This is a genomic window from Prevotella sp. P5-50 (genome assembly GCF_002251295.1).
Classification (GTDB): Bacteria; Bacteroidota; Bacteroidia; order Bacteroidales; family Bacteroidaceae; genus Prevotella.
This window is the reverse complement of the sequence record NZ_NPJA01000015.1, coordinates 142,801-169,119: the sequence shown is the minus strand read 5'-3', so window position 1 is coordinate 169,119 and position 26,319 is coordinate 142,801. Positions and strand designations below refer to the sequence as shown.

20 protein-coding genes and 1 tRNA gene are annotated in these 26,319 nt (G+C 45.7%); 14 read left to right on the top strand and 7 right to left on the bottom strand.

Annotation, left to right across the window (positions count from 1 at the left end; all coding sequences use genetic code 11):
* Positions 1-819: 819 nt before the first annotated feature.
* The 6 genes from CIK88_RS03375 to CIK88_RS03350 all read left to right on the top strand — a co-directional run bounded on the left by CIK88_RS03375 (position 820) and on the right by CIK88_RS03350 (position 10,978).
* A complete protein-coding gene (locus CIK88_RS03375) occupies positions 820-4,866 on the top strand; it encodes a two-component regulator propeller domain-containing protein (protein ID WP_094434488.1) in 4,047 nt (1,348 codons plus the stop codon).
* A gap of 154 nt (positions 4,867-5,020) precedes the next feature.
* Positions 5,021-6,697, top strand: coding sequence for a glycoside hydrolase family 43 protein (locus CIK88_RS03370; protein ID WP_094391248.1), 1,677 nt, complete (start codon positions 5,021-5,023; stop codon positions 6,695-6,697).
* A gap of 315 nt (positions 6,698-7,012) precedes the next feature.
* Positions 7,013-7,969, top strand: coding sequence for a methylenetetrahydrofolate reductase [NAD(P)H] (gene metF, locus CIK88_RS03365; protein WP_094434486.1), 957 nt, complete (start codon positions 7,013-7,015; stop codon positions 7,967-7,969).
* Positions 7,966-9,078 carry a DNA polymerase III subunit delta gene (locus tag CIK88_RS03360; protein WP_094434484.1) on the top strand — a complete coding sequence of 371 codons (1,113 nt, stop codon included), beginning with the start codon at positions 7,966-7,968 and terminating at the stop codon, positions 9,076-9,078. The genes metF and CIK88_RS03360 overlap by 4 nt, the downstream gene beginning before the upstream one ends.
* A gap of 84 nt (positions 9,079-9,162) precedes the next feature.
* The gene (locus tag CIK88_RS03355; protein ID WP_094391245.1) at positions 9,163-10,521 is read left to right on the top strand and encodes a regulatory iron-sulfur-containing complex subunit RicT; all 1,359 of its coding nucleotides are present in this window, start codon (positions 9,163-9,165) and stop codon (positions 10,519-10,521) included.
* Positions 10,514-10,978: a gliding motility lipoprotein GldH gene (locus tag CIK88_RS03350; protein ID WP_094391244.1), complete on the top strand. Its 465-nt coding sequence runs from the start codon at positions 10,514-10,516 to the stop codon at positions 10,976-10,978. Before CIK88_RS03355 ends, CIK88_RS03350 begins: the two co-directional genes overlap by 8 nt.
* A 45-nt stretch (positions 10,979-11,023) precedes the next feature.
* Here CIK88_RS03350 and rodA read toward each other — a convergent pair whose 3' ends face one another.
* From rodA to CIK88_RS03315, 7 genes are all read right to left on the bottom strand, one after another.
* Positions 11,024-12,493, bottom strand: coding sequence for a rod shape-determining protein RodA (gene rodA / locus CIK88_RS03345; protein WP_094391243.1), 1,470 nt, complete (start codon positions 12,491-12,493; stop codon positions 11,024-11,026).
* Entirely contained in the window at positions 12,474-14,327 is a 1,854-nt protein-coding gene (gene mrdA / locus CIK88_RS03340; RefSeq protein ID WP_094391242.1) for a penicillin-binding protein 2, read from the bottom strand. The genes rodA and mrdA overlap by 20 nt, the downstream gene beginning before the upstream one ends.
* A 3-nt stretch (positions 14,328-14,330) precedes the next feature.
* Positions 14,331-14,828: a rod shape-determining protein MreD gene (gene mreD, locus CIK88_RS03335; RefSeq protein WP_094434482.1), complete on the bottom strand. Its 498-nt coding sequence runs from the start codon at positions 14,826-14,828 to the stop codon at positions 14,331-14,333.
* An 8-nt stretch (positions 14,829-14,836) separates the two neighbouring features.
* The gene (mreC, locus tag CIK88_RS03330) at positions 14,837-15,703 is read right to left on the bottom strand and encodes a rod shape-determining protein MreC (protein WP_094391240.1); all 867 of its coding nucleotides are present in this window, start codon (positions 15,701-15,703) and stop codon (positions 14,837-14,839) included.
* Positions 15,704-15,709: 6 nt separating this feature from the next.
* Positions 15,710-16,732 carry a rod shape-determining protein gene (locus tag CIK88_RS03325; protein WP_094391239.1) on the bottom strand — a complete coding sequence of 341 codons (1,023 nt, stop codon included), beginning with the start codon at positions 16,730-16,732 and terminating at the stop codon, positions 15,710-15,712.
* Between the two features lie 34 nt (positions 16,733-16,766).
* Positions 16,767-17,360: an IMP cyclohydrolase gene (locus CIK88_RS03320; RefSeq protein WP_094391238.1), complete on the bottom strand. Its 594-nt coding sequence runs from the start codon at positions 17,358-17,360 to the stop codon at positions 16,767-16,769.
* Between the two features lie 520 nt (positions 17,361-17,880).
* Positions 17,881-17,954: transfer RNA gene (locus CIK88_RS03315), tRNA-Met, on the bottom strand.
* Positions 17,955-18,084: 130 nt separating this feature from the next.
* On the opposite strand from CIK88_RS03315, the gene CIK88_RS03310 reads away from it, so the two are divergent.
* From CIK88_RS03310 to CIK88_RS03275, 8 genes are all read left to right on the top strand, one after another.
* Complete coding sequence (locus CIK88_RS03310; RefSeq protein ID WP_094391237.1) at positions 18,085-18,480, top strand: START-like domain-containing protein; 396 nt, start codon at positions 18,085-18,087, stop codon at positions 18,478-18,480.
* A 135-nt stretch (positions 18,481-18,615) separates the two neighbouring features.
* Positions 18,616-20,544, top strand: a complete 1,929-nt coding sequence (locus CIK88_RS03305; RefSeq protein WP_094434480.1) for an LptF/LptG family permease — start codon at positions 18,616-18,618, stop codon at positions 20,542-20,544.
* Positions 20,545-20,627: 83 nt separating this feature from the next.
* Positions 20,628-21,839: a bifunctional 3,4-dihydroxy-2-butanone-4-phosphate synthase/GTP cyclohydrolase II gene (locus CIK88_RS03300; RefSeq protein ID WP_094391235.1), complete on the top strand. Its 1,212-nt coding sequence runs from the start codon at positions 20,628-20,630 to the stop codon at positions 21,837-21,839.
* A gap of 111 nt (positions 21,840-21,950) precedes the next feature.
* On the top strand, positions 21,951-23,144 hold the full coding sequence (locus CIK88_RS03295; RefSeq protein WP_094391234.1) for a pyridoxal phosphate-dependent aminotransferase: 1,194 nt from the start codon (positions 21,951-21,953) through the stop codon (positions 23,142-23,144).
* Between the two features lie 181 nt (positions 23,145-23,325).
* A complete protein-coding gene (locus tag CIK88_RS03290) occupies positions 23,326-24,156 on the top strand; it encodes a MotA/TolQ/ExbB proton channel family protein (RefSeq protein WP_094391233.1) in 831 nt (276 codons plus the stop codon).
* Positions 24,157-24,186: 30 nt separating this feature from the next.
* Complete coding sequence (locus CIK88_RS03285; RefSeq protein ID WP_094391232.1) at positions 24,187-24,813, top strand: biopolymer transporter ExbD; 627 nt, start codon at positions 24,187-24,189, stop codon at positions 24,811-24,813.
* Between the two features lie 3 nt (positions 24,814-24,816).
* Complete coding sequence (locus tag CIK88_RS03280) at positions 24,817-25,461, top strand: biopolymer transporter ExbD (protein ID WP_094391231.1); 645 nt, start codon at positions 24,817-24,819, stop codon at positions 25,459-25,461.
* A gap of 33 nt (positions 25,462-25,494) precedes the next feature.
* Positions 25,495-26,319, top strand: coding sequence for an energy transducer TonB (locus CIK88_RS03275; RefSeq protein ID WP_094391230.1), 825 nt, complete (start codon positions 25,495-25,497; stop codon positions 26,317-26,319).

Sequence of the window (26,319 nt, the reverse complement as noted above, 5' to 3'; positions counted from 1 at the left end):
GTGGTCAAGCACTTCCTTGGGCAGCACCATACGTGCCAACATTAGCAAACCTTTGTCTTCCATGATGCAAAGGTAAGCATTTCATATGAATCATACTCATTTACCCCTATGAAAAATCTATTGAGCCCCCTCAACCTGCCGTTGACTCATATCGACAAACCAATAAAAAGAATCTCCCGACACATTACGCAGACATTTCGAATGTACAACAAATGCTATCCCAAAAGCATCAAGAAGATACTCCCAAGGCAATACGAAGACAGTCCCAAGTAAATACGCAGATACTCCCAAGTAAATACGCAGATACTCCCAAGTAAATACGCAGACAGTCCCAAGATTTTCAAAACGAATCCCGAACACATCCCGAAGTCATCCCGAAGGAAGGTGGTGGATTATGACATGATGATTTTATATGGCGCAATTGAATTCAATAGACATACTATTATAAAAGAAATGGCACGTATCCCTACGCACCATTTCTAAAAACCAATTAATCATGATTTTCCTTAAAAACCATAATATCTCCGTTTCGTAGCTCTGGTGGAACACCAGTCAATTAGCTTTAAAAACTATCATTTCTTTTTTTTACCCTAAATAATATTACCAAACTACTAAAACTAATAACTACGATGCAAAGATACGACGTTATTTCGATATACTCTTTGTCGTAAGTACCCTAAACTTTAGTAATACTAAATCAAGTCGCAAAAAGTTTATTTCTTGTAACTTTTTCGACTTTCAGACAAAAAAATGGCCATTTCAACCCACTTTAACGATTATTTTATGTAATTTTGCACCATATTACATAACTAAGACGAAATGCTAAGAACCATTTTTACACTTATCATCAGCCTGTTTCTGATGCCGATGAGTGCACAGATAGGAAAACTATTCGATACAGACAACCAATTGTCGAGCAACTTTGCCAACCAAGTATTACAAGATAAACGCGGTTTTATTTGGATTGCTACACGAAACGGACTCAACCGCTACGACGGCTACAACTTCACCGTGATGAATAGTACCGACAAGAACGGACACTACATCAACAACTACGTGAACTGCATGGGACAGGATCATGAAGGTAACATCTACCTTGGAACCAACAACAATCTGTTCATCTACGACGGTTATGAGTTTAGAAAAATACCTATGCTGGTAAACGGAAAAGAGATTACCACCTATATCCAATATATCTATACACGCAACAATGGCGATGTGCTCGTATGCACTTCTGGCTTTGGTTTGCTGCGTGTAATTGACAAAAACAAGGCGGAAAGCATAGGTGGAGTCATCGACCAATATAAATATATAAATTTTACTTTCGAAGATCATAACGACAGGCTATGGATGGTTTATTCCGATGGAGACGTACTCAGACAGGAAACCAGTGGAAAAGTGACCATCCATGTACCAGGAACTGCTGGTTTGCAGATACGCGAGATAGCCGAAGACCGACAAGGCAACATCTACGTAGCCACCTTGCGACAAGGGCTATTTGTCATGGCACCACAGACAGACCGATTCACCCATGTGGCTGGTACGGCAGGCTTAGCCATCAACAACATCTATATTGCACGCAATGACAACATCTACATTGGGTGCAACGGCGAAGGACTCTACGTCTATGAACCTGCTACAGGAAAACTGACCAACAATCCGTTTTTCTGCAACCGCATCAATCTGAGTAAAACAAAAGTGACAAGCATCATCGAAGATGCAGAAGGAAACATCTGGATGAGTATGTTTCAGAAAGGTGTATTCATGCAACCCACCAGACCCTACGAGTTCGGATATATGGGATTCCGCTTAGGCTCTCGAAACATGATAGGCGAGAACAGTGTGACAAGCGTGCTACGAAGCGAAGACGGATCAGTATGGGTAGGAACCGACAAAGACGGACTTTACCGACTGCACTTCGGCACCTCAATGCCAATATCTTCAACCCATGTAGTGAAACAACCATTGGCCATTCTTTCACTCTGCGAAGACTTACATGGCAATATCTGGGTAGGAAACTATGAAGACGGATGCGGATACGTAGATCCATCTGGCAACTACCACAACTTTGATTTGCCTTTAGGAAAAAACTCCAGCGTCTTTGACATAAAAGCAGACCGCAACGGGAATATCTGGATAGGCACTATGGGAAGTGGACTGATATGTCGCCGGCCCGACGGCAGCCTGAAAATATTCAGGCAATTACCAAAAGCCGACAGCGACAGACATATCAATAGTATTCCCAACGACTATATCATGAAACTTGCGCTGTCGCCCGACCATAAATATATCTACGTTGCCACATCGGTAGGTTTGGCATGCATGGATATTGCCACAAACAACTGGGTAAGCAAATTCTCCACAAACTGCGTCAATTACGGATCGTTCTCACATTGTGTTTTTGCAGACAGCAGAGGCAACGTGTGGTATGGAACAGAAAATGGAGTATATTGCTATTCCAACGGAAGTACAGAAGCAAAGCTCTACAATACAGACAACGGACTGCCCGACAACAGCATTGCCTTTGTGACGGAAGATGCACGTGGCGATATTTGGATCGGCACCATACATGGCTTATGCCGACTGCATGTGAAAACGGGAAAAACCAACAACTATTTCTTAGAAAGCGGACTGCAAAGCAATGAGTTTAGCGACGGAGCAGTTTTTGCCGCTGATGGCGGTCGATTGCTACTGCTCGGAGGAACCGGAGGTCTCAACTGGTTTGATCCACTCAAGCTAAAACTACACTCTTGGAAAGCAAACGTATGTATATCACACCTCATCGTAGGCAACCGCACCGTATATCCCGGCATGGAATCGGGCAGCTATACCATTACGGAAGAACGCGTATTCTACTCTAAGAAATTTGATTTGGCACACGATGACAACTCTTTCACCCTACAGTTTTCTGCCCTAACCTATAATAATACGGAGCAAATTGCCTATGCCTACAGCATCAACGGAGAAGACTGGCACTTCATGCAACCAGGTATCAACGAGGTGACATTCTCACACTTGCCAGCAGGCACATACAACTTCCGGGTCAAAGCTATCAACAATCAGCAAGAAACTCCCATACGCGAATTTACAGTAGAAATACATCCAGCATGGTATGCCAGCGTTTTGGCACGATTCATCTACTTCATCATTGCCATGTTGCTATTATGGACATACAGGAAGCATCGACGCAAACTGGAGCAAGACCGCATGCTACTACAAAACCACATCCATGCCGAAGAAATGGGCGAAGCCAAACTACGTTTCTTTATGAACATCAGCCATGAGATTCGTACACCGCTGACACTCATCATCACTCCGTTGCTCTCACTTATCAAAGACGACAAAGACCCGCAACGGCAAGGCATCTACGAGATTATCAGGAAAAACTCTGAGCGCATTCTACACCTCATCAATCAAATGATGGACCTGCGAAAGATTGACAAGGGACAAATGACCATGCACATGAGTCAGACAGACCTCGTGGCTTTCATCAACGATGAATACAAACTCTTCCTACAACAAGCCACCAACAAAAACATCACCTTCGAGTTTGAACACGACTCGGAAACACTCCCAGTATGGATTGACCGCAACAATTTCGACAAAGTAATCATGAATGTACTGTCGAATGCTTTCAAGTTTACACCCACCGGAGGTCATATTATCATCCGACTTACACATACCGAACACCATGCCTATATTTCTGTAAAAGACAATGGTATAGGCATACCAAAAGATAAAATAGAAACCATATTCCAGCGTTTCTATCAAAGTCCGACCAATCCCAACGACCGCAATATCGGCACAGGAATCGGATTGGACCTTACCCGTTCACTTGTAGAACTTCACTATGGCACCATCGTGGCAAGAAACAACGAAGAGTCAGAGGGATCCGACTTCACCCATGGTAGCGAGTTTACTATCCGTATTCCATTAGGTAATTCACACCTCAAGCCAGAGGAGATGGTCAACGAAGAAGACATAAAAGACGAGCCTACCCTATTGCAAGAGATGGAACTGGAAAACAATCGGGCAATGACTATGGAGACCAACCCCCAGACGGAGGCAGAAGAACTAACAAATAACACCAAAGGAGGAAAAGCCACACTGGCTATCGTCGAAGACGAAGACGATATCCGAGACTTTCTATGCACACAATTTGCCGATGATTTCAAGGTACTAACCTATCATAACGGCAAGGAAGCGCTACTCGAAATAGTTAAATTGCAACCCGATTTGATTATATCAGATGTGATGATGCCGGAAATGGACGGTATGACGCTCTGCTCAAAAATCAAAGCCAATGTCAATACCAACCACATCCCCGTCATCCTGCTTACAGCAAAAAGCCGAGAAGAAGATCAGTTGGAAGGCCTTGAAACTGGTGCAGATGCCTATATTCTGAAACCTTTCAATATGGACATCTTGCGCCGCACAGTCATCAATCTACTGACTACACGACGCACACTCCGCAATAAATTCAATGGCAACGAAAGTCAGGAATCACGCATCGAAGAGGTTACGGTACAGACACCAGACGAAGCTTTGATGGAACGCATCATGCAAGTAATCAACGAGAACCTCAGCGATTCAGACCTCAGCGTAGATATTATAGCACAGAAAGTTGGTATCAGTCGTGTACACCTGCACCGCAAAATGAAGGAGCTGACCAACCAAACACCACACAGCTTTGTGCGTAACATCCGACTGAAACAGGCTGCTAAGATGCTGCGCACCTCCAAGCGCAACATTACCGAAGTGATGTATCTCTGCGGATTCTCTAATGCTGCAAGCTTCAGCACAATGTTTAAAAACCTATATGGTTGCTCACCACGAGAATACATGAATAATGGAAATGAACAATAGCATAAACTTTTCGTAACAAGGAATATATGCTAAAAAGCAAAAATGGGCAATAGCACAAACTTTCCGTAACAAGGAAAAATGCCTGTGTGCAATGAAATGTGTAACTTTGCAGCATCGATAACTTAATGCTAACAGTTAAACAATATCATAGCACATGAGACGAAACATTATCGCCACCATCGCCATGGCAATAGCCACAACGGCATCGGCACAAACGGCACAGTTTTCCAACTTCCGTTACACCGGCAACGACAGCCGGTTTAGTGAGTCTATTGACCGTACACACCAGTATTACAACCCTATCCTGGCAGGTTTCTATCCAGACCCGTCAATATGCCGTGTAGGAGACACTTACTATCTGGTCAACTCTTCATTCACTTTCTTCCCTGGTGTTCCTCTATCTACCAGTAAGGATCTCGTTAATTGGACACCTGCCGGACACGTACTCGACCGCCCATCGCAGGTTCCTCTGAAAGGACAGAATGTATCAGGCGGTATCTTTGCACCTGCCATCAGTTACAACAAGAAGAATAAGACGTTCTATATGATTACCACTAATGTAGGAGCCGGCAACTTCTTTGTCAAGACCAAAAATCCAGCTGCCGGATGGAGCGAACCTATCTACCTGCCAAAGATTGACGGTATTGACCCATCATTCTTCTTTGATGACAACGGCAAGGGATATATCGTACACAACGGTCCTGTAGTTGGCGGTGCCGACTATGAAGGACAACGGTCAATCCGAATGTTCGAATTTGACGTGAAAGGCGACAGTATCAAAGGTGACTTCAAAGAGATATTGCGCGGAGGAACACATGTAGAAGAACGTCCTATTTGGATTGAAGGTCCACACCTCTTTAAATATAAGAAATACTATTATCTGATGTGCGCAGAAGGCGGCACAGGCCCCTGGCACAGCGAGGTAATTCTCAGAGCCAAAAATCCTAATGGTCCTTGGGAAGAATGTCCACACAACCCCATCCTCACACAGCGCACAGGCCTGAAGGCTGACCGTCAGAACCCTGTTTCAAGTGCCGGACATGCTGATCTTGTTGAGGATGAAAAGGGAAATTGGTGGGCTGTATTCCTTGGCTGCCGCCCCTACGAGCAGGACATGTACAACACAGGACGCGACACATACCTGTTACCTGTGACATGGAAAGACGGATGGCCTACCATTCTTGAACCCAACAAAGCCATAAGCCCTGTGGGAGAAAAAGCAGGTTTGAAACCTACTGAAAACAATTATTTCAGTGGCAACTTTACTTACGAAGACCATTTCGACAAGGCTACTCTCGACAGCAGATGGATGCGCCTGAGAAACTCAGAAGGTTTCTGGAAAACTGGCGACGGACATCTCACATTGACTCTGATGCCGGGCAATATCTACCAGCGTGAACCACTTTCTGCCGTTTGGGCACGTCAGCAACATGGCACATTTACTGCAGAAACTACGCTCGACTTCACTCCTCGCAACGATAAGGACATTGCAGGTATTGCTTTGTTACAGAAAGAAGACCACAACATCGTATTCGGTAAGACACTAGTTGGTGGTAAAACTATGATCACCTTGACACGCAGTGAGCGATTCACCATGCCCATTGCATCAGCTTACATCGGAAACGGGACATTGAAATTGAAAGTGGAAGCCCACGACCGCTACTATGATTTCTTCTATGCTGAAGGCAATGGCGAATGGATGATACTGGCACGCGGTGTTGACGGTTCTAACCTTAGCACCCAGAAGAGTGGCGGATTTATCGGAGCATGCATAGGCCTCTATGCCTCATCGGACAAAGACATGAAGCCAAAAGCCAAGCGCCCATTCTAAAAAGGACTCAAACTCAATCATAAATTATACACGTTTGACAGGCGACAAAACCAAGAGATACAGGTTTTGCCGCCTGTTTTTTTTACAACTATCAAGATATCCAAATATCAAAGCTATTTAATAAAACCTTTAGGTGAGTTTTCGGTCGTCTGGAGATGATAACTAAAGGTAAGCGTCTCTTCAAGCATTAAACAACATGTTTTCAATCGAAAACGGTCGCGGAAAAGCACGTATATCAAATGAAAACAGCGAATACTTTTGGTCATTAGCACATTTTGTTGTAATTTTGTAGCGAATTGTGTATAGTAACGAAGAATGACAGTAACAGAGTATATCAAACAAAATAACGGAGAGCGCGGATTCTCCTTCGAAGTGCTTCCACCGTTGAAAGGCAACGGCACCGAAGCACTGTTCAGAACAATAGACAAATTGGCGGTATTCAACCCCGGTTTCATCAACATCACAACACATCACAGCGAATATATTTACAGGGAATTGAAAAATGGGCAATTTGAGCGACTTCGCGTCCGCAGACGCCCAGGCACAGTGGCCATTGCAGCTGCCATACAGCAACGCTACAACATTCCTGTAGTACCACACGTGATATGTAGCGGTATGACCATTGAGGACATTGAATATGAACTGCTCGATCTACAATTCCTTGGCATACAAAACCTCATGCTCCTCAGAGGTGACAAAGCCAAAGAAGACAGCCGATTCACCCCCACTCCAGGAGGACATGCGCACACCACCGACCTCATAGAACAAGTGGTACGATTCAACAATGGCACTTTTGCAGACGGCACTACCATCAAACACCCAGGCACCAAATTTGAATTTGGAGTGGCAAGCTATCCTGAGAAACATGAAGAAGCGCCAAACTTGGAACGCGACATGGAGTATCTCAAGCAAAAGCAGGAGCTGGGCGCACAATATGCAGTAACACAGCTATTCTACGACAATGAGAAATATTTCGACTTTGTAGAGAAGGCAAGACAAATGGGAATCACCATTCCCATCATACCAGGTATCAAGCCAATGGCTAAACTCAGCCAGTTGACCGTAGTACCCAAAACATTCCATTGCGACATTCCCGAGGCACTTGCCAAAGAGATTGTCAAATGTAAAACAGACGAACAGGCCCGACAATTGGGTATCGAATGGACTACCGCACAGTGTCAGGAGCTCTACGCTCACGGCATTCAGAATATCCACTTCTATACTGTATCGGCCGTTGACTCGGTGGTAGAGATAACTAAACGACTGTTATGACAGGATTTGAACAGGTGATAGGACAGCAAGAAGCACAACAGCGACTGCTACAACTGGTGGACGAACAACGCCTGCCGCATGCCATCATGCTCTGCGGACCGATGGGATGTGGAAAAATGGCATTAGCTATGGCTTTTGCCGCACACCTGCTCAGACGCAATGCCAACGATGCTGCCATGTTGGCAAAATGGGAGCATCCCGACTTGCACTTTACCTTTCCTACCATCAAATTGCCATCTATGAGCGCAGACCACAAACCAGTGTCTGACGATTTCATACGACAATGGCACGATATGATTAAAGGCGGACCTTACTTCACCATGACCGAATGGATGGAACACATGGGCGCTGCCAACCAACAAGCCATCATCACCGCAGGAGAAAGCGATGCTCTGTCGCATAAACTCTCGTTAAAATCGAGTCAAGGCGGCTACAAAGTAAGCCTTATCTGGCTACCGGAACGAATGAACATAGAATGTGCCAACAAAATACTGAAACTGCTCGAAGAACCACCGCAACAGACCGTTTTTCTGCTCGTTTGCGAAGCTCCAGACCGTTTGTTGGAAACTATTCGTAGCCGCGTACAACGTATCGACGTGAAACGCATTGCCGACAAAGACATAACAGATGCTCTCATAGAACAGCGTGGACTCATGACCGATAAGGCAGAACGAGTGGCACACATGGCAGGAGGCAGTTGGCTGAAAGCCTTGGAAGCACTAAAGGCTGACTCAGAAAACGAGTTCTTCCTGGATATGTTTCAAACCTTGATGCGTATGGCATACGCTAGACGGGTAAAGGACATGAAAACATGGAGCGAACGAATGGCAACAGCAGGACGAGAGAAACAGAAGCGATTCCTTGAATATGCCCTGCGATTGGTACGCGAAAACTTCATGTACAACTTTGGCGAACGCGACCTCTGCTATATGACAGAGCGCGAAGAAGACTTCGCAAAAAAATTCGCACGATACATTAACGAAGCCAATGTGATAGAAATCAGCGATCTCATCACACTCGCCATACGCGACATCGGACAAAATGCAAATGCAAAAATCGTATTCTTCCATCTCGCCATACAAATGATTGTGCTACTCATACAGAAATAACTATCCGCTCGGAAAAGAACACCAACATATCATCAAGCAACAATAACAAAAGCATTAGCATACATTCAATACATCATATAAAGCATGGAAAAAGCAAAAGACCTCGAAATAAAAACAGGTTGCACACGCGGACTCTGTCACCAGGCTGTGGGGCGTCAAGACCGACAGTTGAATACCTACGACTGGCTCGCTGACGTACCGGGCAATATCGATACTACCGACTTGGTAGAAGTGCAATTCAAGCACACACGTAAGGGATATTACCACAACGTCAACAAATTGGAGCTTAAGAAAGGCGACGTTGTGGCAGTAGAAGCCAATCCTGGACACGACATCGGCGTGGTAACGCTAACAGGAAGACTGGTAAAATTGCAGGTGCAGAAGGCACATCTGAAAAGTGCAGATGACATCAAGCGTATCTACAGAATAGCACGCCCGGTGGACATGGATAAATTTAAAGAAGCCAAAAGCCGCGAACACGCCACCATGATTGAGAGTCGTCAGATAGCCAAAAACCTTGGGTTGAAGATGAAAATCGGTGACGTAGAGTATCAAGGCGACTGCAACAAGGCCATCTTCTACTATATCGCTGACGAGCGAGTAGATTTCAGACAGCTTATCAAAGACCTCGCAGCCACCTTCCACGTACGTATCGAGATGAAACAGATCGGTGCACGACAGGAGGCTGGACGCATCGGTGGAACAGGACCATGCGGCAGAGAACTCTGTTGCGCCACTTGGATGAAGAACTTTGTAAGCGTTGGTACCAGTGCAGCACGCTTCCAAGACATCTCACTCAATCCCCAAAAACTGGCTGGTATGTGCGCCAAACTCAAATGTTGCCTTAACTATGAAGTCGATGACTACGTAGAGGCAAGTAGAAAACTGCCTTCAAAAGACATCGTGTTGATTACTCAGGACGCTGAATATCACCTCTTCAAAACCGATATTTTGGCAGGTCTCGTCACCTACTCGACCGACAAAAACTTGGCAGCAAACTTGGAAACCATCACCGCAGAACGTGCCAAACAAATCATAGAAATGAACCGCAAGGGCGAAAAGCCATTGTCTCTCGTAGAAGGCGAACAGAAGCAAAACGATAAAAGATCGCTCGACCTGGCTACTCAGGAGAACATCAATCGCTTCGATAAGAGCAAGAAAAAGAAGAAAAAACCAGCTAAGAAATCTGCTGACAACAGCGCACTTCGGCAGCAAGACCATGCAGGACAACAGCCCAACAACAACCAGCGCCCACAAAACGACAACCGACGCGGGCAAGGTAATGTTCCTAAGCCACAAAGCGAAGGTCCACGCCAGCCTAACGGCGAGCAACGCGGCCCTCGCCCTAACCGCCAACAAGGTAACGGCCAACAGCGCCGCAACAAGCAGCAACAGCCTCAACAGCACAAGCCAAGACATCAGGACAACAACGAAAATGCGTAAACTGATACGATACACTATGACCCTATCCACCATATTGTTGGTTGCTGCTTGCAACCTCAATATGGTGTATAGTCATTATGAACATGTACCAACAAAAGGATGGGAACGTAACGACACTATTTCGTTTGATGTTTCTCCCCTTGAAATAAGTGGCAATTATCAGGAAAAAGTAGGATTGCGCATCACCGGAGAATACCCGTTTATGGGACTCACACTCATTGTAGATCAAACAGCAGTAAAATCGGGAAAAAACTATAGAGACACACTCAACTGCAAACTTATAGACCATAACGGTAATGTCAAAGGACAAGGCGTGAGCCATTACCAATACGAGTTCAAACTCGCCACAATACCATTAGAAGCAGAAGACTCACTTCACATCACCATACGGCACGATATGAAGCGTGAAATGCTACCTGGCATTACCGACATTGGGGTCACCCTAATACGCCAATAACCAAACACAGAAGTTGTCTATTTGATTTCAATTAGCATCATATGGTTATGAGCGAATGAGATTTCTTCCGGCATCAAGGCGCAGGAAGATAAATAGTAATATGGTAAATCCCCATAGTGAAGAACCACCATAACTGAAGAACGGAAGTGGAATACCGATAACTGGTGTCAGTCCCAATACCATGCCTACATTGATAAAGACATGGAATAGGAATATGCTCAACACGCAATAACCATAAATACGACCAAATCGAAACGGTTGACGCTCAGCCAATTTTATAAGTCGCAAAACAAGTGCAAGAAACAGCAACAAAACTCCTGCAGATCCCAAGAAACCTTCCTCTTCACCTACAGTACAGAAAATAAAATCGGTATCCTGCTCTGGCACAAACTTCAATTTTGTTTGCGTACCATTCAGAAAGCCCTTGCCTTCAAGTCCACCAGAACCGATGGCTATCTCACTCTGATGCACATTATAGCCAGCACCCTTAAGGTCTTCCTCCAATCCCAATAGCACATTGATACGTGTTCGTTGGTGTGGCTCCATCACATTGTTAAGGATAAAGCTGGCACCATAAAAGAAAAAGACGGAGCCCAAGGTAAAGAGAGCTATGAAATAATAGTTGCGTAAACGTGTGCCCAATGCCTCCCAAACAAGATAACCAACAAGTATGAAGGTCATTATCAACTGGATATAGACAATATCGAAAGGCAAACGTAGCAACATGAGAGAGCAAAGAGTAATGCCAAGACTTATCCATCCAATGCGCCATGCCAATCGTCTGTTATTGCCATAGACCCATACCAAGCCGGCTGTAAACAGTTGGATAAGCAATAACACCACAAACTTTCCGACACTGGTCGGTGAGCCTGCAAGGTAAACGTCTGCATAACGAATGCCTACTACGAAATAGATAACGGCGGCAACACCAGTAAACAGAATAGAACCGGGCATTCCTTCACGATAGAACATCAGGAAGAAAGCAAGATAAACCAATGCTGATCCTGTCTCACGTTGAAGCACGATAAACATCATAGGCAACAGGATGATTGCTAATGTAGCAGCAAAATGTTTCCATTGATGAATGTTGTAACCATAGGTTGACATAAACTTCGACAAAGCCAAAGCCGTGGCAAACTTTGCAAATTCCGCAGGTTGTAAGCGTAGTGGACCTAATACCAACCACGATCGAGAACCTTTAATCTGATGGGGATTGAATATAGTAGCAAAGAGCAACAACAACAATAGCGCATAGATGACATAGGCAAAAGTGTCGTAGAACCTGTCATCGGACATCAATATGACGAAGCCCAACGTAATAGAAGTGCCTATCCAGATAATCTGCATACCCGAACGAGTGCTCAGACTGAAGATGTCTGTGTCACCATAATCATAGCTGGCTCCACATACGCTAATCCAGCCAAACGACAGGAGAGCGATATATATCAATATCGTCCACCAGTCGATGGAACGCAACACACTATTGCCTTGTCTTCTACCTGCCGATGTTGCCATAAGCTATATGTCTATGTTGGAACTCTTCAGCACGCTTCATCGAAGCTTCTGAGAGTTTGCCGTGAATATACTGTTCCATTATCAAGCCACCGATAGGTACACCATATGTGGCTCCCCATCCACCGTTCTCTACATAGACGGCAACGGCAATCTTGGGATTGTCCATTGGGGCGAAACCCATAAATACCGAGTGGTCATGACCTCGGTTCTGTGCCGTACCTGTCTTTCCGCATGCATTAATATCGTAACGTGAGAGCTCACGACATGTTCCACCAACAGCCGATGACCGCATTCCTGCCACTACATAGTCGTAGGCTTGGCGTTTGGCCATGGTATAATGGCGGCGTCTATAGAGTGTGTCAAGAGGTTCGTCTTGTACCTTCCGCACTACATGGGGCACATAGAAGTATCCTCTATTGGCTATTGTAGCACCGAGATTGGCTATTTGTAATGGTGTGGCATTAACCTCACCTTGGCCAATGGATATAGAAATAATAGTCAGTCCGTTCCACGATCCACGATAGGCGTTGTCATAGAAATCTGCATTAGGTATTAGTCCTCGTTTCTCACCTGGCAGGTCGATACCGAGACGGTAGCCAAATCCCATGCTCACCATATAGTCGCGCCAACGGTTCATAGCATTCTGTACAGATCCATATTTACTCTTGGCTCCCATCATATAATAGAGTCCCCAACAGAAGTAGGCATTACAAGATGTGGAGAGTGCAGGAACAAGGCTTAGGGGTGAAGCATGGCCGTGACATCCCACATGAAGTCCTTTGAAGTTGAAGCCATGAGAACAAGGGAATGCGGTATGGGCAGGACTAATAATACCCTCCGAAGCGAAGGTTAGTCCTTGTGTGGTTTTAAAAGTAGAACCTGGCGGATACTGTCCCATAATGCTTCGGTTTAGCAATGGTTTAAGTGGGCTTGCGGTCAAGATTCGATGATTTTTTGAACGTTGACGTCCTACCATGCTTCTTGGATCATAAGATGGCGAAGACACCATGCAGAGCACTTCACCTGTAGAGGGTTCGATGGCAACGATACTTCCTATTTTTCCTTCCATTAGTCGCTCGCCCAAAGCCTGCAAGTCTGCATCAATAGAAAGGGTAAGGTTCTTTCCCGGAACGGGGCGCCTATCGAGTGCGCCATTCTGATAACGTCCTTGTATTCTGCCATGAGCATCGCGAAGCAGGATTTTCATCCCCTTCTCACCTCGCAATTGTTTTTCGTATTTTCTCTCTACTCCCAATTTTCCGATGTAGTCACCTGGGATATAGTAATTGTCTTCTTCAATATCCGATGGCGAAACCTCTGCCACATCTCCAAGTACATGGGCTGCATAAGGATACTGATATTGTCGGATGCTTCGCTTTTGAACATAGAATCCTGGGAAACGAAACATTTTCTCCTGAAAGACAGAGAAGTCCTTGTCTGATAATTGGCTCATGAACATCTGCTGTGTGAACCGACTGTAACCTGGATTTTTTGAGCGGTCTTTAAGATTGTTCATGCGCAAGTCAAACTCCTCTTTAGTAATATTGAGTGCTTTGCAGAGTTCGAGGGTGTCGAGATGGTTTTTCGCTTCGTTGACCACGACCATGACGTCGTATGCGGGTTGATTATAGACGAGCAGTTTTCCATGTCTGTCGGTAATGACACCACGTGATGGATATTCCACCTGTTTGAGGAATGCGTTTGAGTCGGCATTCTTCTTGTAGTCATCACTCATAATTTGCAGAAAGAAGAGGCGTATGATATAGATAACGACGATAAGTATGGCTACTCCGCCGATAACAAAGTGTCTGTAATCGAGTTCGAAATCTTTCATATATTATCCCCTAACGCTCTCGAAAGTCATTATCAGCGCTAAAGTAAATACAGCGCTACCAAATACACACATCATCCATTCCACTATATCAAAATATGAGAATGTTTCAAGCGAGAAGAATACAATACAGTAGGCCAGGACGAGTATGGTGACGTAGTATGCAAACTTAGCTAATCCGATTGTTCGGATGGCTGGTACAAGATCGTCAACAGAATCTCGTGGCACGAAGAGTTGGAAGATATAAGGTTGCAAAGCTCCGATAAGTGTCAGAGCTCCTGCTGCCACCCCAGGAGTGTTGCAGAAGATGTCGATAGCCAATCCAAGCGAGAAACTCCATAAAAGGATTCCCCATTTAGGGTAGTTGCGTGGGAATTTGACCACGAAATAGACATAAAGCAACGGGGTAGCAAATCCGAAGAGATGGATACGCCCGAGTACCATCGCCTGTACCAAGACATAGGCGATGAACAGTCCTGCCCGTTTCAACACATCGATAGACATTTGCCTTTTTATTCCTTCACATTAAGTTTGAGGGAATCGCGTGCAGCCTGAAGCAGCCGTGTGCGTTCCCCGATGGTTTTATCGCTAATGACGACAACGTCGCGAATGCAACCGAAGTCGGTAAAGAGTTCCACCTTGACGCGATATGATAGTCCGTCGGCAGAGTTATAGACTGTGCTAACCTTTCCTACGATAACTCCTGGTGGGAAGATGCTGGAGTATCCGTTGGTTTCCACCTTATCTCCTCGATTAAAACGTGCATGTCGGGGAATATCTTCAAGATAGGCTACGTTAGGATCTTTTCCATCCCATCGTAATACGCCGAAATATCCTCTTCCTCGTATGGCGCAACTGATGCGCGAAGTAGTATTGAGTACTGGGATGAGGACGGAATAATGGTCGGAGACGAGATAAGTAATGCCAACAATTCCCTGTCCGCATGCCACACCCATTCCAACCTCGACGCCATCGGCTGCTCCACGGTCGATGGTCATCAGGTTGTCTGGACGGTTGAGCTCATTGGTAACCACTTTGGCCGGTATGAGCTCATAATGGCTGAGCATTTGGAGTTCCTGTCGTTCTGCTGCGGTTGTATCGCCGGTAAGCTCGGCATATAGTTTTCGCAGCTGTGTCACCTGTCTTTCAAGGTAGAAATTGCGCAAGGTAAGGTCTTTATTGACCTTGGTGAGCGAGAAGAACGATTCCACCCTTGCTCTTTCGCTATTGACATGTCCTGCCACGGCGTTGGCTGATGATAGCCATGCGCTACCTTGATAGCTGTTGTATCGGAACAGCAATACAAGGCTGACGATTTCAAGCAATACGAAAAGAAACCAATGATGGTACTTTTGCAGAAACTCCAGCAGGTTTTGCATTTCGTGTTATCGCATCAAGAATGAGAAACGGTTGATATTCTTCAGAGCGACGCCAGCACCTCTTGCTACTGAGTGTAATGGATCTTCTGCTACGTGGAATGGAATATTGATCTTGTCTGTCAGACGACGATCGAGTCCTCGCAACTGTGCTCCACCACCTGAGAGATAGATACCGTTTTTAACGATGTCGGCATACAGTTCAGGTGGAGTGTTCTCAAGTGCTGAGAGTACTGCATTCTCAATCTTGGCGATAGTTTTGTCAATACAATGCGCAATCTCCTGATAGCATACGGGCACTTCCATGGGCAATGCGGTAATGCGGTTAGGTCCATGCACAACATAATCCTCAGGGGCTTCGCTACCAAGATCGGTAAGGGCAGAACCTACGTTGATCTTGATACGCTCTGCCATTCGCTCGCTGACTTTCACATTGTGCTGACGTGCCATATATTCCTGAATATCGGCAGTAAGGTCGTCGCCGGCAGTACGGATGGAGTTGTTGCTGACGATACCGCCGAGTGAGATTACTGCAATTTCGGTAGAGCCACCACCTATATCAACAATCATGTTACCTTCTGGTGCCTCAACATCAATACCGATACCGATGGCTGCTGCCATGGGTTCGAAAATCAGATATACGTCACGTCCGTCGGCATGTTCTGCTGAGTCACGAACGGCACGAAGTTCTACTTCGGTGGATCCCGAAGGTACACCGATGACCATACGGAGTGAGGGTGAGAAGAGTCTTGAACCAGTATGCACCATTTTGATAAGTCCGCGCATCATCTGCTCGCAGGCAGAGAAGTCGGCAATCACACCGTCGCGCAAAGGACGGATGGTGCGAATATTCTCATGAGTCTTCTCATACATCATCTTGGCCTCATTGCCTACGGCAATCATCTTGTCGGTGCGGCGATCGAGAGCCACTACGGACGGCTCATCAACAACGATCTTATCATCACTGATAATGATGGTGTTTGCCGTTCCAAGATCCATGGCTATTTCCTGGACAAAGCTAAAAAATCCCATATTAGTCTGTTTCGTTCGTTAAATTGTAGTATGCTTATTTCTCGAACCACGCATGAATAGCGGTGTCGTAATGGCTGCTGACGCCGAAAGCACGAGTAGCGAACATGCGGCGCTGCTCCTTGGTGGTCTCTGCACCCTGCTTGTTGAGGATGTCGAGCAGCACACTATATTCTGCCTTTGAAGGCACGATAACTACGTCGTTGAAATTCTTGGCTCCTGCACGGATGAGCGAAATACCGCCTATATCAATCTTCTCGATAATATCGGCATCGCTTGCGCCACTGGCTACAGTCTGCTCGAAAGGATAGAGGTCCACAATAACGAGGTCGATCTCGGGTATCTCATATTGTGCCATTTGCTCGCGGTCACCTTCATTGTCGCGACGACCGAGGATTCCACCAAACACTTTAGGATGCAAAGTCTTGACACGTCCGCCAAGAATAGAAGGATAGGTTGTTACATTTTCTACCTTTTCACATGCATAGCCGAGGCTTTCGATAAAGGTCTGTGTACCGCCAGTAGAGAGGAACTTTACGCCCTCTTCGTTGAGTTTTTTAAGCAGTTCTTCGAGTCCATCTTTATGGAACACGGAGATCAGCGCTGTCTTAATTTTCTTTGAATCTGCCATAAAATGATATAACGTTATAATGTTTGTCTAAACCTGCGTTTCTCAAAACGCTCTGCAAAATTACAAAAAAGACGCCACATTGTATCTTGTTTTATGAAAAAAATCGGGTTTTATCGCATTTTACTGATATGGAATAGGTCACGAGCCATTTACATAGGCTCCAAAGAGAACGATTTACAGTCTGCAAACATATTGCAACCAAGGTTTTTCAAACTGAAGGGCAATCTCTATTTTCATCAATCTATTAGCGCACCGATGCGTTCGGGATGCGTTCGGGATGCGTTCGGGACTAATCGTCAATAAGCCAACATCGATACTTTCGCAATATGTCCGAAGTAAGTCCCAAGTAAGTCCCAAATAAAGTTCCAAAACTTGCGAACAAGAATGGGAGGACATTAGGAGAAGATTTATCGGGTGAGCCGAAGAAAGGATGACAAGAGCGAGTTGCGCTCACTTAGAATTGAAACAAAAAAAACCTTTGCAACCATTACAATTGCAAAGGACAATTTAAATTATTCAGTAGCGGGAGGGGGACCCGAACCCTCGACCTCCGGATTATGAATCCGACGCTCTAACCAGCTGAGCTACCCCGCCATTGGCTGTTAAGCGGGTGCAAAGGTAATACAATCTTTTTAAATACCAAAATTTTTTTCAAAAAAAACATTGCTATTTCAGTGTTTTTTTGTATTTTTGCAACAGAAACAAACCAAAAAACGAAGAAACCATGCATATTCTAAAGAAAGAATACTCCGTTTCCGCAAAATCGCCAAAAATAGTTTGGGACATGATTGGTAATGCAGCAGGCATGCAAAAATGGCTTGCAGACAGCGTGACGGAAGACGGAAACCACTGGACCTTTACCTGGGGAAAACCCTGGACTGAACGCGACACAAAAGTCTCAGAAGTATTGGAAATCGTCAAGCCCTGTTATATCCGACTAAAATGGGACTATCAGGAAGTAGACCCACAGGCATACTGGGAAATACGCATCGAACAGAGCGAATTGACCGGACACATCAATCTTGTCATTACCGACTATGCCGACGACGAGGACATCGACGACCTCAGCAACCTTTGGGACGACAACATGGAGCGCCTGCACCGTGTCAGCGGACTATAGTCGCACACCCTTCACGACGACCATAAAACCATGGCCATACATTATATATGCGCCTGAAACGATAAAAAAAAGCGAAATTATTGCCGTGCTCTGACATTTTTATAGTAATTTTGCAGTCTGAAAGCACATTCATGAATGTTTCGAATTAAGAAATTAGACATATTTATCGCTAAGCAGTTTGGACTGCTATTCGTAGGAACCTTCTTCATCTGCCAGTTCGTGCTTATGATGCAGTTCTTATGGCGATACGTGGACGAACTGATCGGAAAAGGACTGTCGCTCGATATTCTGGCACAGTTTTTCTGGTATATGGGACTGATGCTCATGCCTCAGGCCTTCCCTCTTGCCATTCTTCTAAGTTCACTCATTGCCTTCGGAAACCTCGGTGAGAGCTCAGAACTTACCGCCATCAAAGCTGCCGGAATCTCACTCATACAGTCCATGCGGTCACTCATCGCCATTGTCTGCTGCATCAGTTGCATTTCGTTCTATTTCCAAGAAGTAGTGGGACCAGAGTCGTTCGTGTCATTCCGACAACTGCTCATGTCGATGAAGCAGAAAAACCCCGAAGTGGAAATCCCAGAAGGAATCTTCTATGATGGCGTAAGCGGTTCAAATATCTACGTTCAGAAAAAAGACCTCAACACAGGAAAACTCTACGGACTCATGATATTCCGCATCAACGGAGGCTACGACGACCATGCCATCATCCTGGCAGACTCAGGCACCATGCAATCCACCGCAGAGAAGAAACACATTCTGCTGACACTCTACAGCGGCGAATGGTTTGAAAACATGAGACAACAAGACATTGCCGGCCCTGCCAATGTGCCCTACCGACGAGAGACATTCTCCAAGAAGCGCATCCTACTCGACTTCGACGGCGACTTCAATATGGCTGACGCAGGAGGCATAGCCACCGACGCACGCTCAAAAGGCATGCGCCAGATACTCCACGACTTAGACTCCATTAGGGAATTCAACGATTCGGTAGGACACGCAGTCTTTCACGAAGCACAAAACAACTACCTGCGACTGCCTTCATTCAACAAGAAAGACTCTCTCAAAGTCATGGCAGACATCAGTAAAGGACAACTCAATTTCGACTCAGCCTTCACAAAGCTACCGGTTGACGTCAAACAGAGTGTCATCAAGCGAGCTGCCGACAATGCACAAATGGCAGCAATAGACCTCGATTTCAAAGCCGACTATTCTACTTATCTCAACCGAAACGAAAGATTGCACGAGATAGAAGCCATCAACAAGATCACACTATCACTATCGTGCCTCATATTCTTCTTTATCGGAGCACCGCTCGGAGCCATCATCCGCAAGGGTGGACTGGGAATACCGGTAATCATATCAGTCATCGTGTTCATCATATACTTCATACTCGAAAACACAGGAATGAAAATGGCACGTGACGACAACTGGACAGTATGGTTCGGAAAACTCATGGGAACAGCAATCCTCACCCCCATCGCAGTATTCTTCACCTACAAGGCCAACAACGACTCGGTAGTATTCAATATCGACCTCTACAAATCAATTCTCATGCGCATACTCGGCCTGAGATCCAAACGACACATCAGCAGTAAGGAGGTCATCATCGAAGATCCATCCTACATCAACGATGCACAGCTGTTATTACACATCAACAACGAAATACAACAGTATAACACCGAACACAGGCTGCTGCGCCTACCCAACCCTATCAAGGTATTTTTCCGTCCAGGCAACGACCAGAACATCGAGCGCATCAACGAAATGCAGGAAAACATCATACGAGATTTGATGAACACACGAGACCGTGCCATCATTACCTACCTCAACAGATTCCCCATCGTTGCAACCCATGCACACACTCGGCCCTTCCGGCGCAAATGGCTCAACGCCATCACGGGAATATTCTTACCAACAGGCATCATATTCTACCTCCGCATGTGCCAGTTCAGGTTCCGATTGCATAAAGACCTCACGGCCATCACAACAAACAACGAACTCATTGTCAAACGAATAGCCGAAATAACAGGTACAGACTATAATAGTCTGAAAAAAACCTAGACAATCACGACAAAACAGGAATTCAATAACCATAAGAAACATAATATTTATATATAAATAAGGTATAAAAAGAAAATTACAATATGGAGAAACTCAAAGTAAATACCGTAGAGGAAGCCATTCACGACTTCCGCGAAGGCAAATTCGTCATCGTTGTAGATGATGAAGACCGCGAGAACGAGGGCGACCTCATCTGTGCAGCAGAGAAAATCACTCCAGAAATGGTGAACTTCATGCTGAAATACGCACGTGGCGTACTCTGCGCACCTGTCACCATCAGCCGTAGCATCGAACTCGACCTGCCACACCAAGTACAGGACAACACCTCGCTGCTCGGCACTCCATTCACCGTCACCATCGACAAGATCGAAGGATGCTCGACTGGCGTGTCTGCACATGACCGCGCTGCCACCATTAAGGCATTAGCCGACCCCAACGCCACACCACAGACTTTTGGACGCCCCGGACATGTCAACCCACTCTATGCACAAGACAACGGAGTACTTCGCAGATGCGGACACACCGAAGCCGCCATCGACCTTTGTCACATGGCAGGACTCTATCCCGCCGGAGCACTCATGGAAATCATGAACGACGATGGTACCATGGCTCGTCTGCCAGAACTTATAGCATTTGCCAGAAAGCATGATTTGAAGGTTATCACCATCAAAGACATGATAGCCTACCGCCTGCAAAAAGAATCTATCATCGAAGTAGGCGAAGAGGTAGATATGCCCACCGAATACGGACATTTCCGACTCATCCCATTCCGCCAAAACAGCAATGGGCTGGAACACATGGCACTCATCAAAGGCGAATGGAAAGAAGACGAACCTGTACTCGTACGCGTACACTCATCATGCATGACTGGCGATATCCTCGGTTCCATGCGATGCGACTGTGGAGAACAACTTCACAAAGCCATGCAAGCCATTGAAAAAGAAGGCAAAGGCGTGGTAATCTATATGCAGCAAGAAGGTCGCGGTATCGGACTGATGAACAAGATTGCAGCCTACAAACTGCAAGAAGAAGGCCTCGACACAGTAGATGCCAACCTACACCTTGGCTTCAAAGCCGACGAGCGAGATTATGGCTGTGGCGCACAGATGCTCCGCCACCTCGGCGTACGCAAGATGCGACTGCTCACCAACAACCCCGTAAAACGCGTCGGTCTTGAAGGTTACGGACTGGAAATCGTTGAAAATGTCCCCATTGAAGTAACTCCAAACAAGTTCAACAGACATTATCTTGAAACGAAGAAAAACCGCATGGGACACACCCTGCACCTCAAATAATAACCAATTCATTGTATTTTAATACGAAAAAGGTAAAAATCAACTAATTTCTTTCGTAAAAAAGAAATAATTGACTAATTTTGCAAACAATTCTACTTATACAAAAATAACATGGCACAACTATCAGACCGACTCCAACGGTTGGCTCCTTCTGCAACACTCGCAATGTCGCAGAAGAGCTCAGAGATGAAAGCGCAAGGCATCGACGTTATAAACATGAGCGTCGGAGAACCTGACTTCAACACACCGGACCACATCAAAGAGGCCGCAAAAAAAGCTATCGACGACAATTACTCCAGATACTCACCAGTACCTGGATACGCTGATTTGCGCAAGGCCATCGTAGAAAAACTCAAAAACGAAAACGGACTTGACTATACCGTCAACGAGGTACTTGTATCAAACGGTGCCAAGCAGAGCGTCTGCAACACCGTCATGGCACTTGTCAATCCCGGCGACGAAGTCATCATACCTGCCCCATATTGGGTAAGCTATCCGCAGATGGTAAAATTGGCAGGAGGCACACCTGTCATCGTAGAAGCTGGATTCGAGCAAAACTTCAAGATGACTCCCGAACAACTTGAAGCTGCCATCACCCCCAAGACACGCTTGCTCATCCTCTGCTCACCAAGCAATCCAACAGGTAGCGTATATACCAAGGAAGAACTTGCAGGACTTGCAGAAGTTATCAAACGTCACGATGACCTCTTCGTATTAGCAGACGAAATCTACGAGCACATCAACTACGTAGGACACCACGAGAGCATCGCCCAGTTCCCCGGCATGAAAGAGCGCAGCATCATCGTCAACGGAGTATCAAAAGCATACGCTATGACAGGTTGGCGCATCGGTTACATCGCCGCACCCGAATGGATTGTCAAAGGTTGCAACAAGTTGCAAGGACAATACACCAGCGGTCCATGCTCCGTAAGTCAGAAAGCAGCAGAGTTCGCATACACACAAAGTCAGGAATGCGTAGAGCAGATGCGTCAGGCCTTTGAACGCCGCCGCAACCTTATTGTCAAGCTCGCGCAAGACATACCAGGACTCGAAGTCAACGTACCGCAAGGTGCATTCTATCTCTTCCCCAAATGCAGCAGCTTCTATGGAAAGAGTTACGAAAGCACCACCATCAACAACTCCAGCGACCTCGCCCTCTTCCTCCTCGAAAAAGGTCACGTGGCAACCGTTGGCGGTGACGCATTCGGTGATCCAGACTGCTTCCGCATGAGCTATGCAACAAGCGACGAAAATATCATCGAAGCCATGCGCAGAATCAAGGAGACATTAGCCCTGCTGAAATAAAAAAAAGAATTATTAACTAGTTAAAAGTTCTTAATTATAACAATTGTACGGCGCAAATGATTATCTTTGCTTTCAGTTATAGAGGCAAAACTGCTTTTTTACGACTGTCTAGAAACCGCAAAGTACGCTAAATCAGAAAGATATATAACTTTATTTAATAACTAAAATTACATTCAAAATTATGGCAACTACAAAAAAAGCAGCCCCCGCCAAGAAGGGCCAGGGCTTTCAGGGAGTAAAAGGAGCATTCTGGATTATCGCTGTCTGCTTCGTTCTCGCAGTATGTTTCTTCAAGTACTTCCTCGGTAATGCAGATCACATCAACCCTGCAAACGGTGAAGTTATCGACGGTAACATGTGGGGTACCATCTACAAAGGTGGTGTCGTTGTACCTGTGATCCTTACCCTGCTGTTCTCAGTAATCGCTCTGTCTATCGAGCGTGGTCTGGCTCTGAACACCGCTTTTGGTAAGGGCAAACTCCCTAAGTTCGTGGCTAACATCAAGGCTGCTCTTAACGCTAATGATTTCGTAAAGGCTCAGGAGCTCTGCGACAAGCAGCGCGGTTCTGTTGCTAACGTAGTAGGTGCTTCTCTCCGTGCTTACAAGGAGATGGAAGCTGTTTCTGGTATCAAGAAGGCTCAGAAAGTAGCTAAGATCCAGCAGGCTCACGAAGAGGCTACTCAGCTGGAGATGCCTACTCTGACCATGAACATGCCTATCATCGCTACTATCGTTACCCTCGGTACTCTGACCGCTCTGTTCGGAACCGTTGTAGGTATGATCCGTTCATTCGCCGCTCTGGCCGCTGGTGGTGGTGCTGACTCACAGGCTCTGTCACTCGGTATTTCTGAGGCCCTGGTTAATACCGCATCTGGTATTTTGACCTCTTGGGTAGCTGTTGTAGCTTACAACTACTACACCAACAAGATTGACAAGTTGACATTCGCCCTCGACGAGGTTGGTTACTCAATTGCTCAGACTTACGAAGCAAACCACACAGAAGAGGCTTAATTTTTGCTAACCCTTTAAAATTTTATCACTATGGGTAAAGTAAAAATTAAGAAAAGCGACGTCTGGATAGACATGACCCCAATGTCTGACGTGATGGTGCTTTTGCTGACGTTCTTCATGATGACATCTACATTCGTGAAGAATGAACCAGTAAAGGTCAACACACCACAGTCAGCCGCTAAGGTCAAGGTTCCAGAGAACAATGTTCTGAACATCACCATCAACCCTCAGGGTAAGGTGTTCATGAGCATGGACAATGTGAACTATCTGAAGACAACGCTGTTGGATATGACCGACAAGTTCGGTGTAAACCTCAGCCCTGCCCTTCAGCAGAAGTTCTTGGAAGAGACACAGTTTGGTGTACCCATGAACGAGTTGGAACAGTATCTCTCACTGCCTCAGAGCAAGTTGGCTGAGACACTGGCCACCAAAGGTATTCCCACCGACAGTATCGCCAATGGTGACGGTACAAAAGGCATGAGTGAATTCCAGTTGTGGGTAAGAACTGCGCTCGACGCAGGTGAAGACATGAAGATCTGCATCAATGCAGACTCAAAGACACCTTATAAGGTTGTTAAGACCGTCATGTCAGAACTGCGCTCTATGGATGAGAACCGTTATCAGTTGATTACATCGTTTAAAGAAGCGGAGGAGTAAAGAATGGCAAAGCAAAAAGCAAGTAAACAGAAGAAAGTCAATGTACGCGTCGATTTCACGCCGATGGTGGACATGATGATGCTTCTTATCACGTTCTTCATGCTCTGTACGTCTTTGAGCAAGCCGCAGGCCATGCAGCTGACCATGCCAAGTAACGACAAGAACATCAGCGATGCGGATAAGAACGCAACCAAAGAGTCACACACCATTACTTTTTATCTTGGTGGCGACAACAAAATCTACTACATCAAGGGTATTCCCAAGTATGACGATCCAACCTGCATGAAGGAAACTACATGGGGTAAAGATGGTATCCGTAAGATCATTACCGAGCATCGTACAGAGGAAGGTATCATTCCTGTAGCAAAGATTCGCCTGGCAAAACTTGAGTTGGACAAGAAGAAGAAGGAGACAGAAATGCCCGATTCTACTTACAACAATGAGTTGTCAAAGATTCGTAACGGTGAACTGCTCAATGGCGAGAAAGTTCCTACACTGACCATTATTATCAAGCCGACCGATGCGTCAAGCTACGAGAACATGGTCACTGCACTGGATGAGATGCAGATTTGCAGTATCGGTAAGTACGTCATCGACGAGATTAGCCCCGACGACATGAAGCTTCTCAAAGCTAAGGGTATCAAGTAAATGACATTAAGTAACATCTAAAAGCAAGAAACTATGTCTAAAATAGATTTGATTGACAATGGATGGGTTGACCTTGTCTTCGAAGGAAGAAACAAGGAATACGGTGCTTACAAGCTGCGCAAGAACACAGGATCACGTAACGTGTATTCAATTATCATCATGGTGATCCTGGCTGCTGCCATCGGTCTTATCGTAGGTGTCAACGCCATCATTGAAGCAAACAGCAAGGAAGAGATTTCAGCAGATGTCGAGCTCTCACAGATTGCCAAGAAAGAGGTAAAAGTTGAGAAGAAAGCACCTGTGAAGATCGAGGAAGCCAAACCTGTTGAAAAAGTAAAGAGTTCGGTAAAATTCGTTCCTCCTGTCATCAAGAAGGACTCCGAAGTAAAGCCTGATGAAGAGTTGAAGTCACAGGATGACCTCAACAAGACTAAGACTGCTATCGGTTCTTTCGACGTGAAAGGTAATGACGATGCTGCCGGTGAGGTGCTGAAAGCTAAAGAGGTTATCGCACAGCCAGAGCCTCCAAAGGAAGAAGTAGCCAAGGTGTTCGACGTTGTTGAACAGATGCCTTCTTACCCTGGTGGTCAGTCTGCCCTGTTCGAGTATCTGAACAAGAGCATCAAATATCCAGTAGTAGCTGAGGAAAACGGCATTCAGGGTCGTGTAATCGTATCGTTCATCGTTGAGCGCGACGGTTCTATCACGGACGTGAAAGTTGTGAAGTCAGTTGACTCTTCACTCGACAAGGAAGCCAAGCGCGTTGTGCAGAGCATGCCACGCTGGATTCCTGGTAAGCAGAATGGTTCGGCTGTACGTGTAAAGTACACCCTTCCTGTAACCTTCAGACTTCAGTAA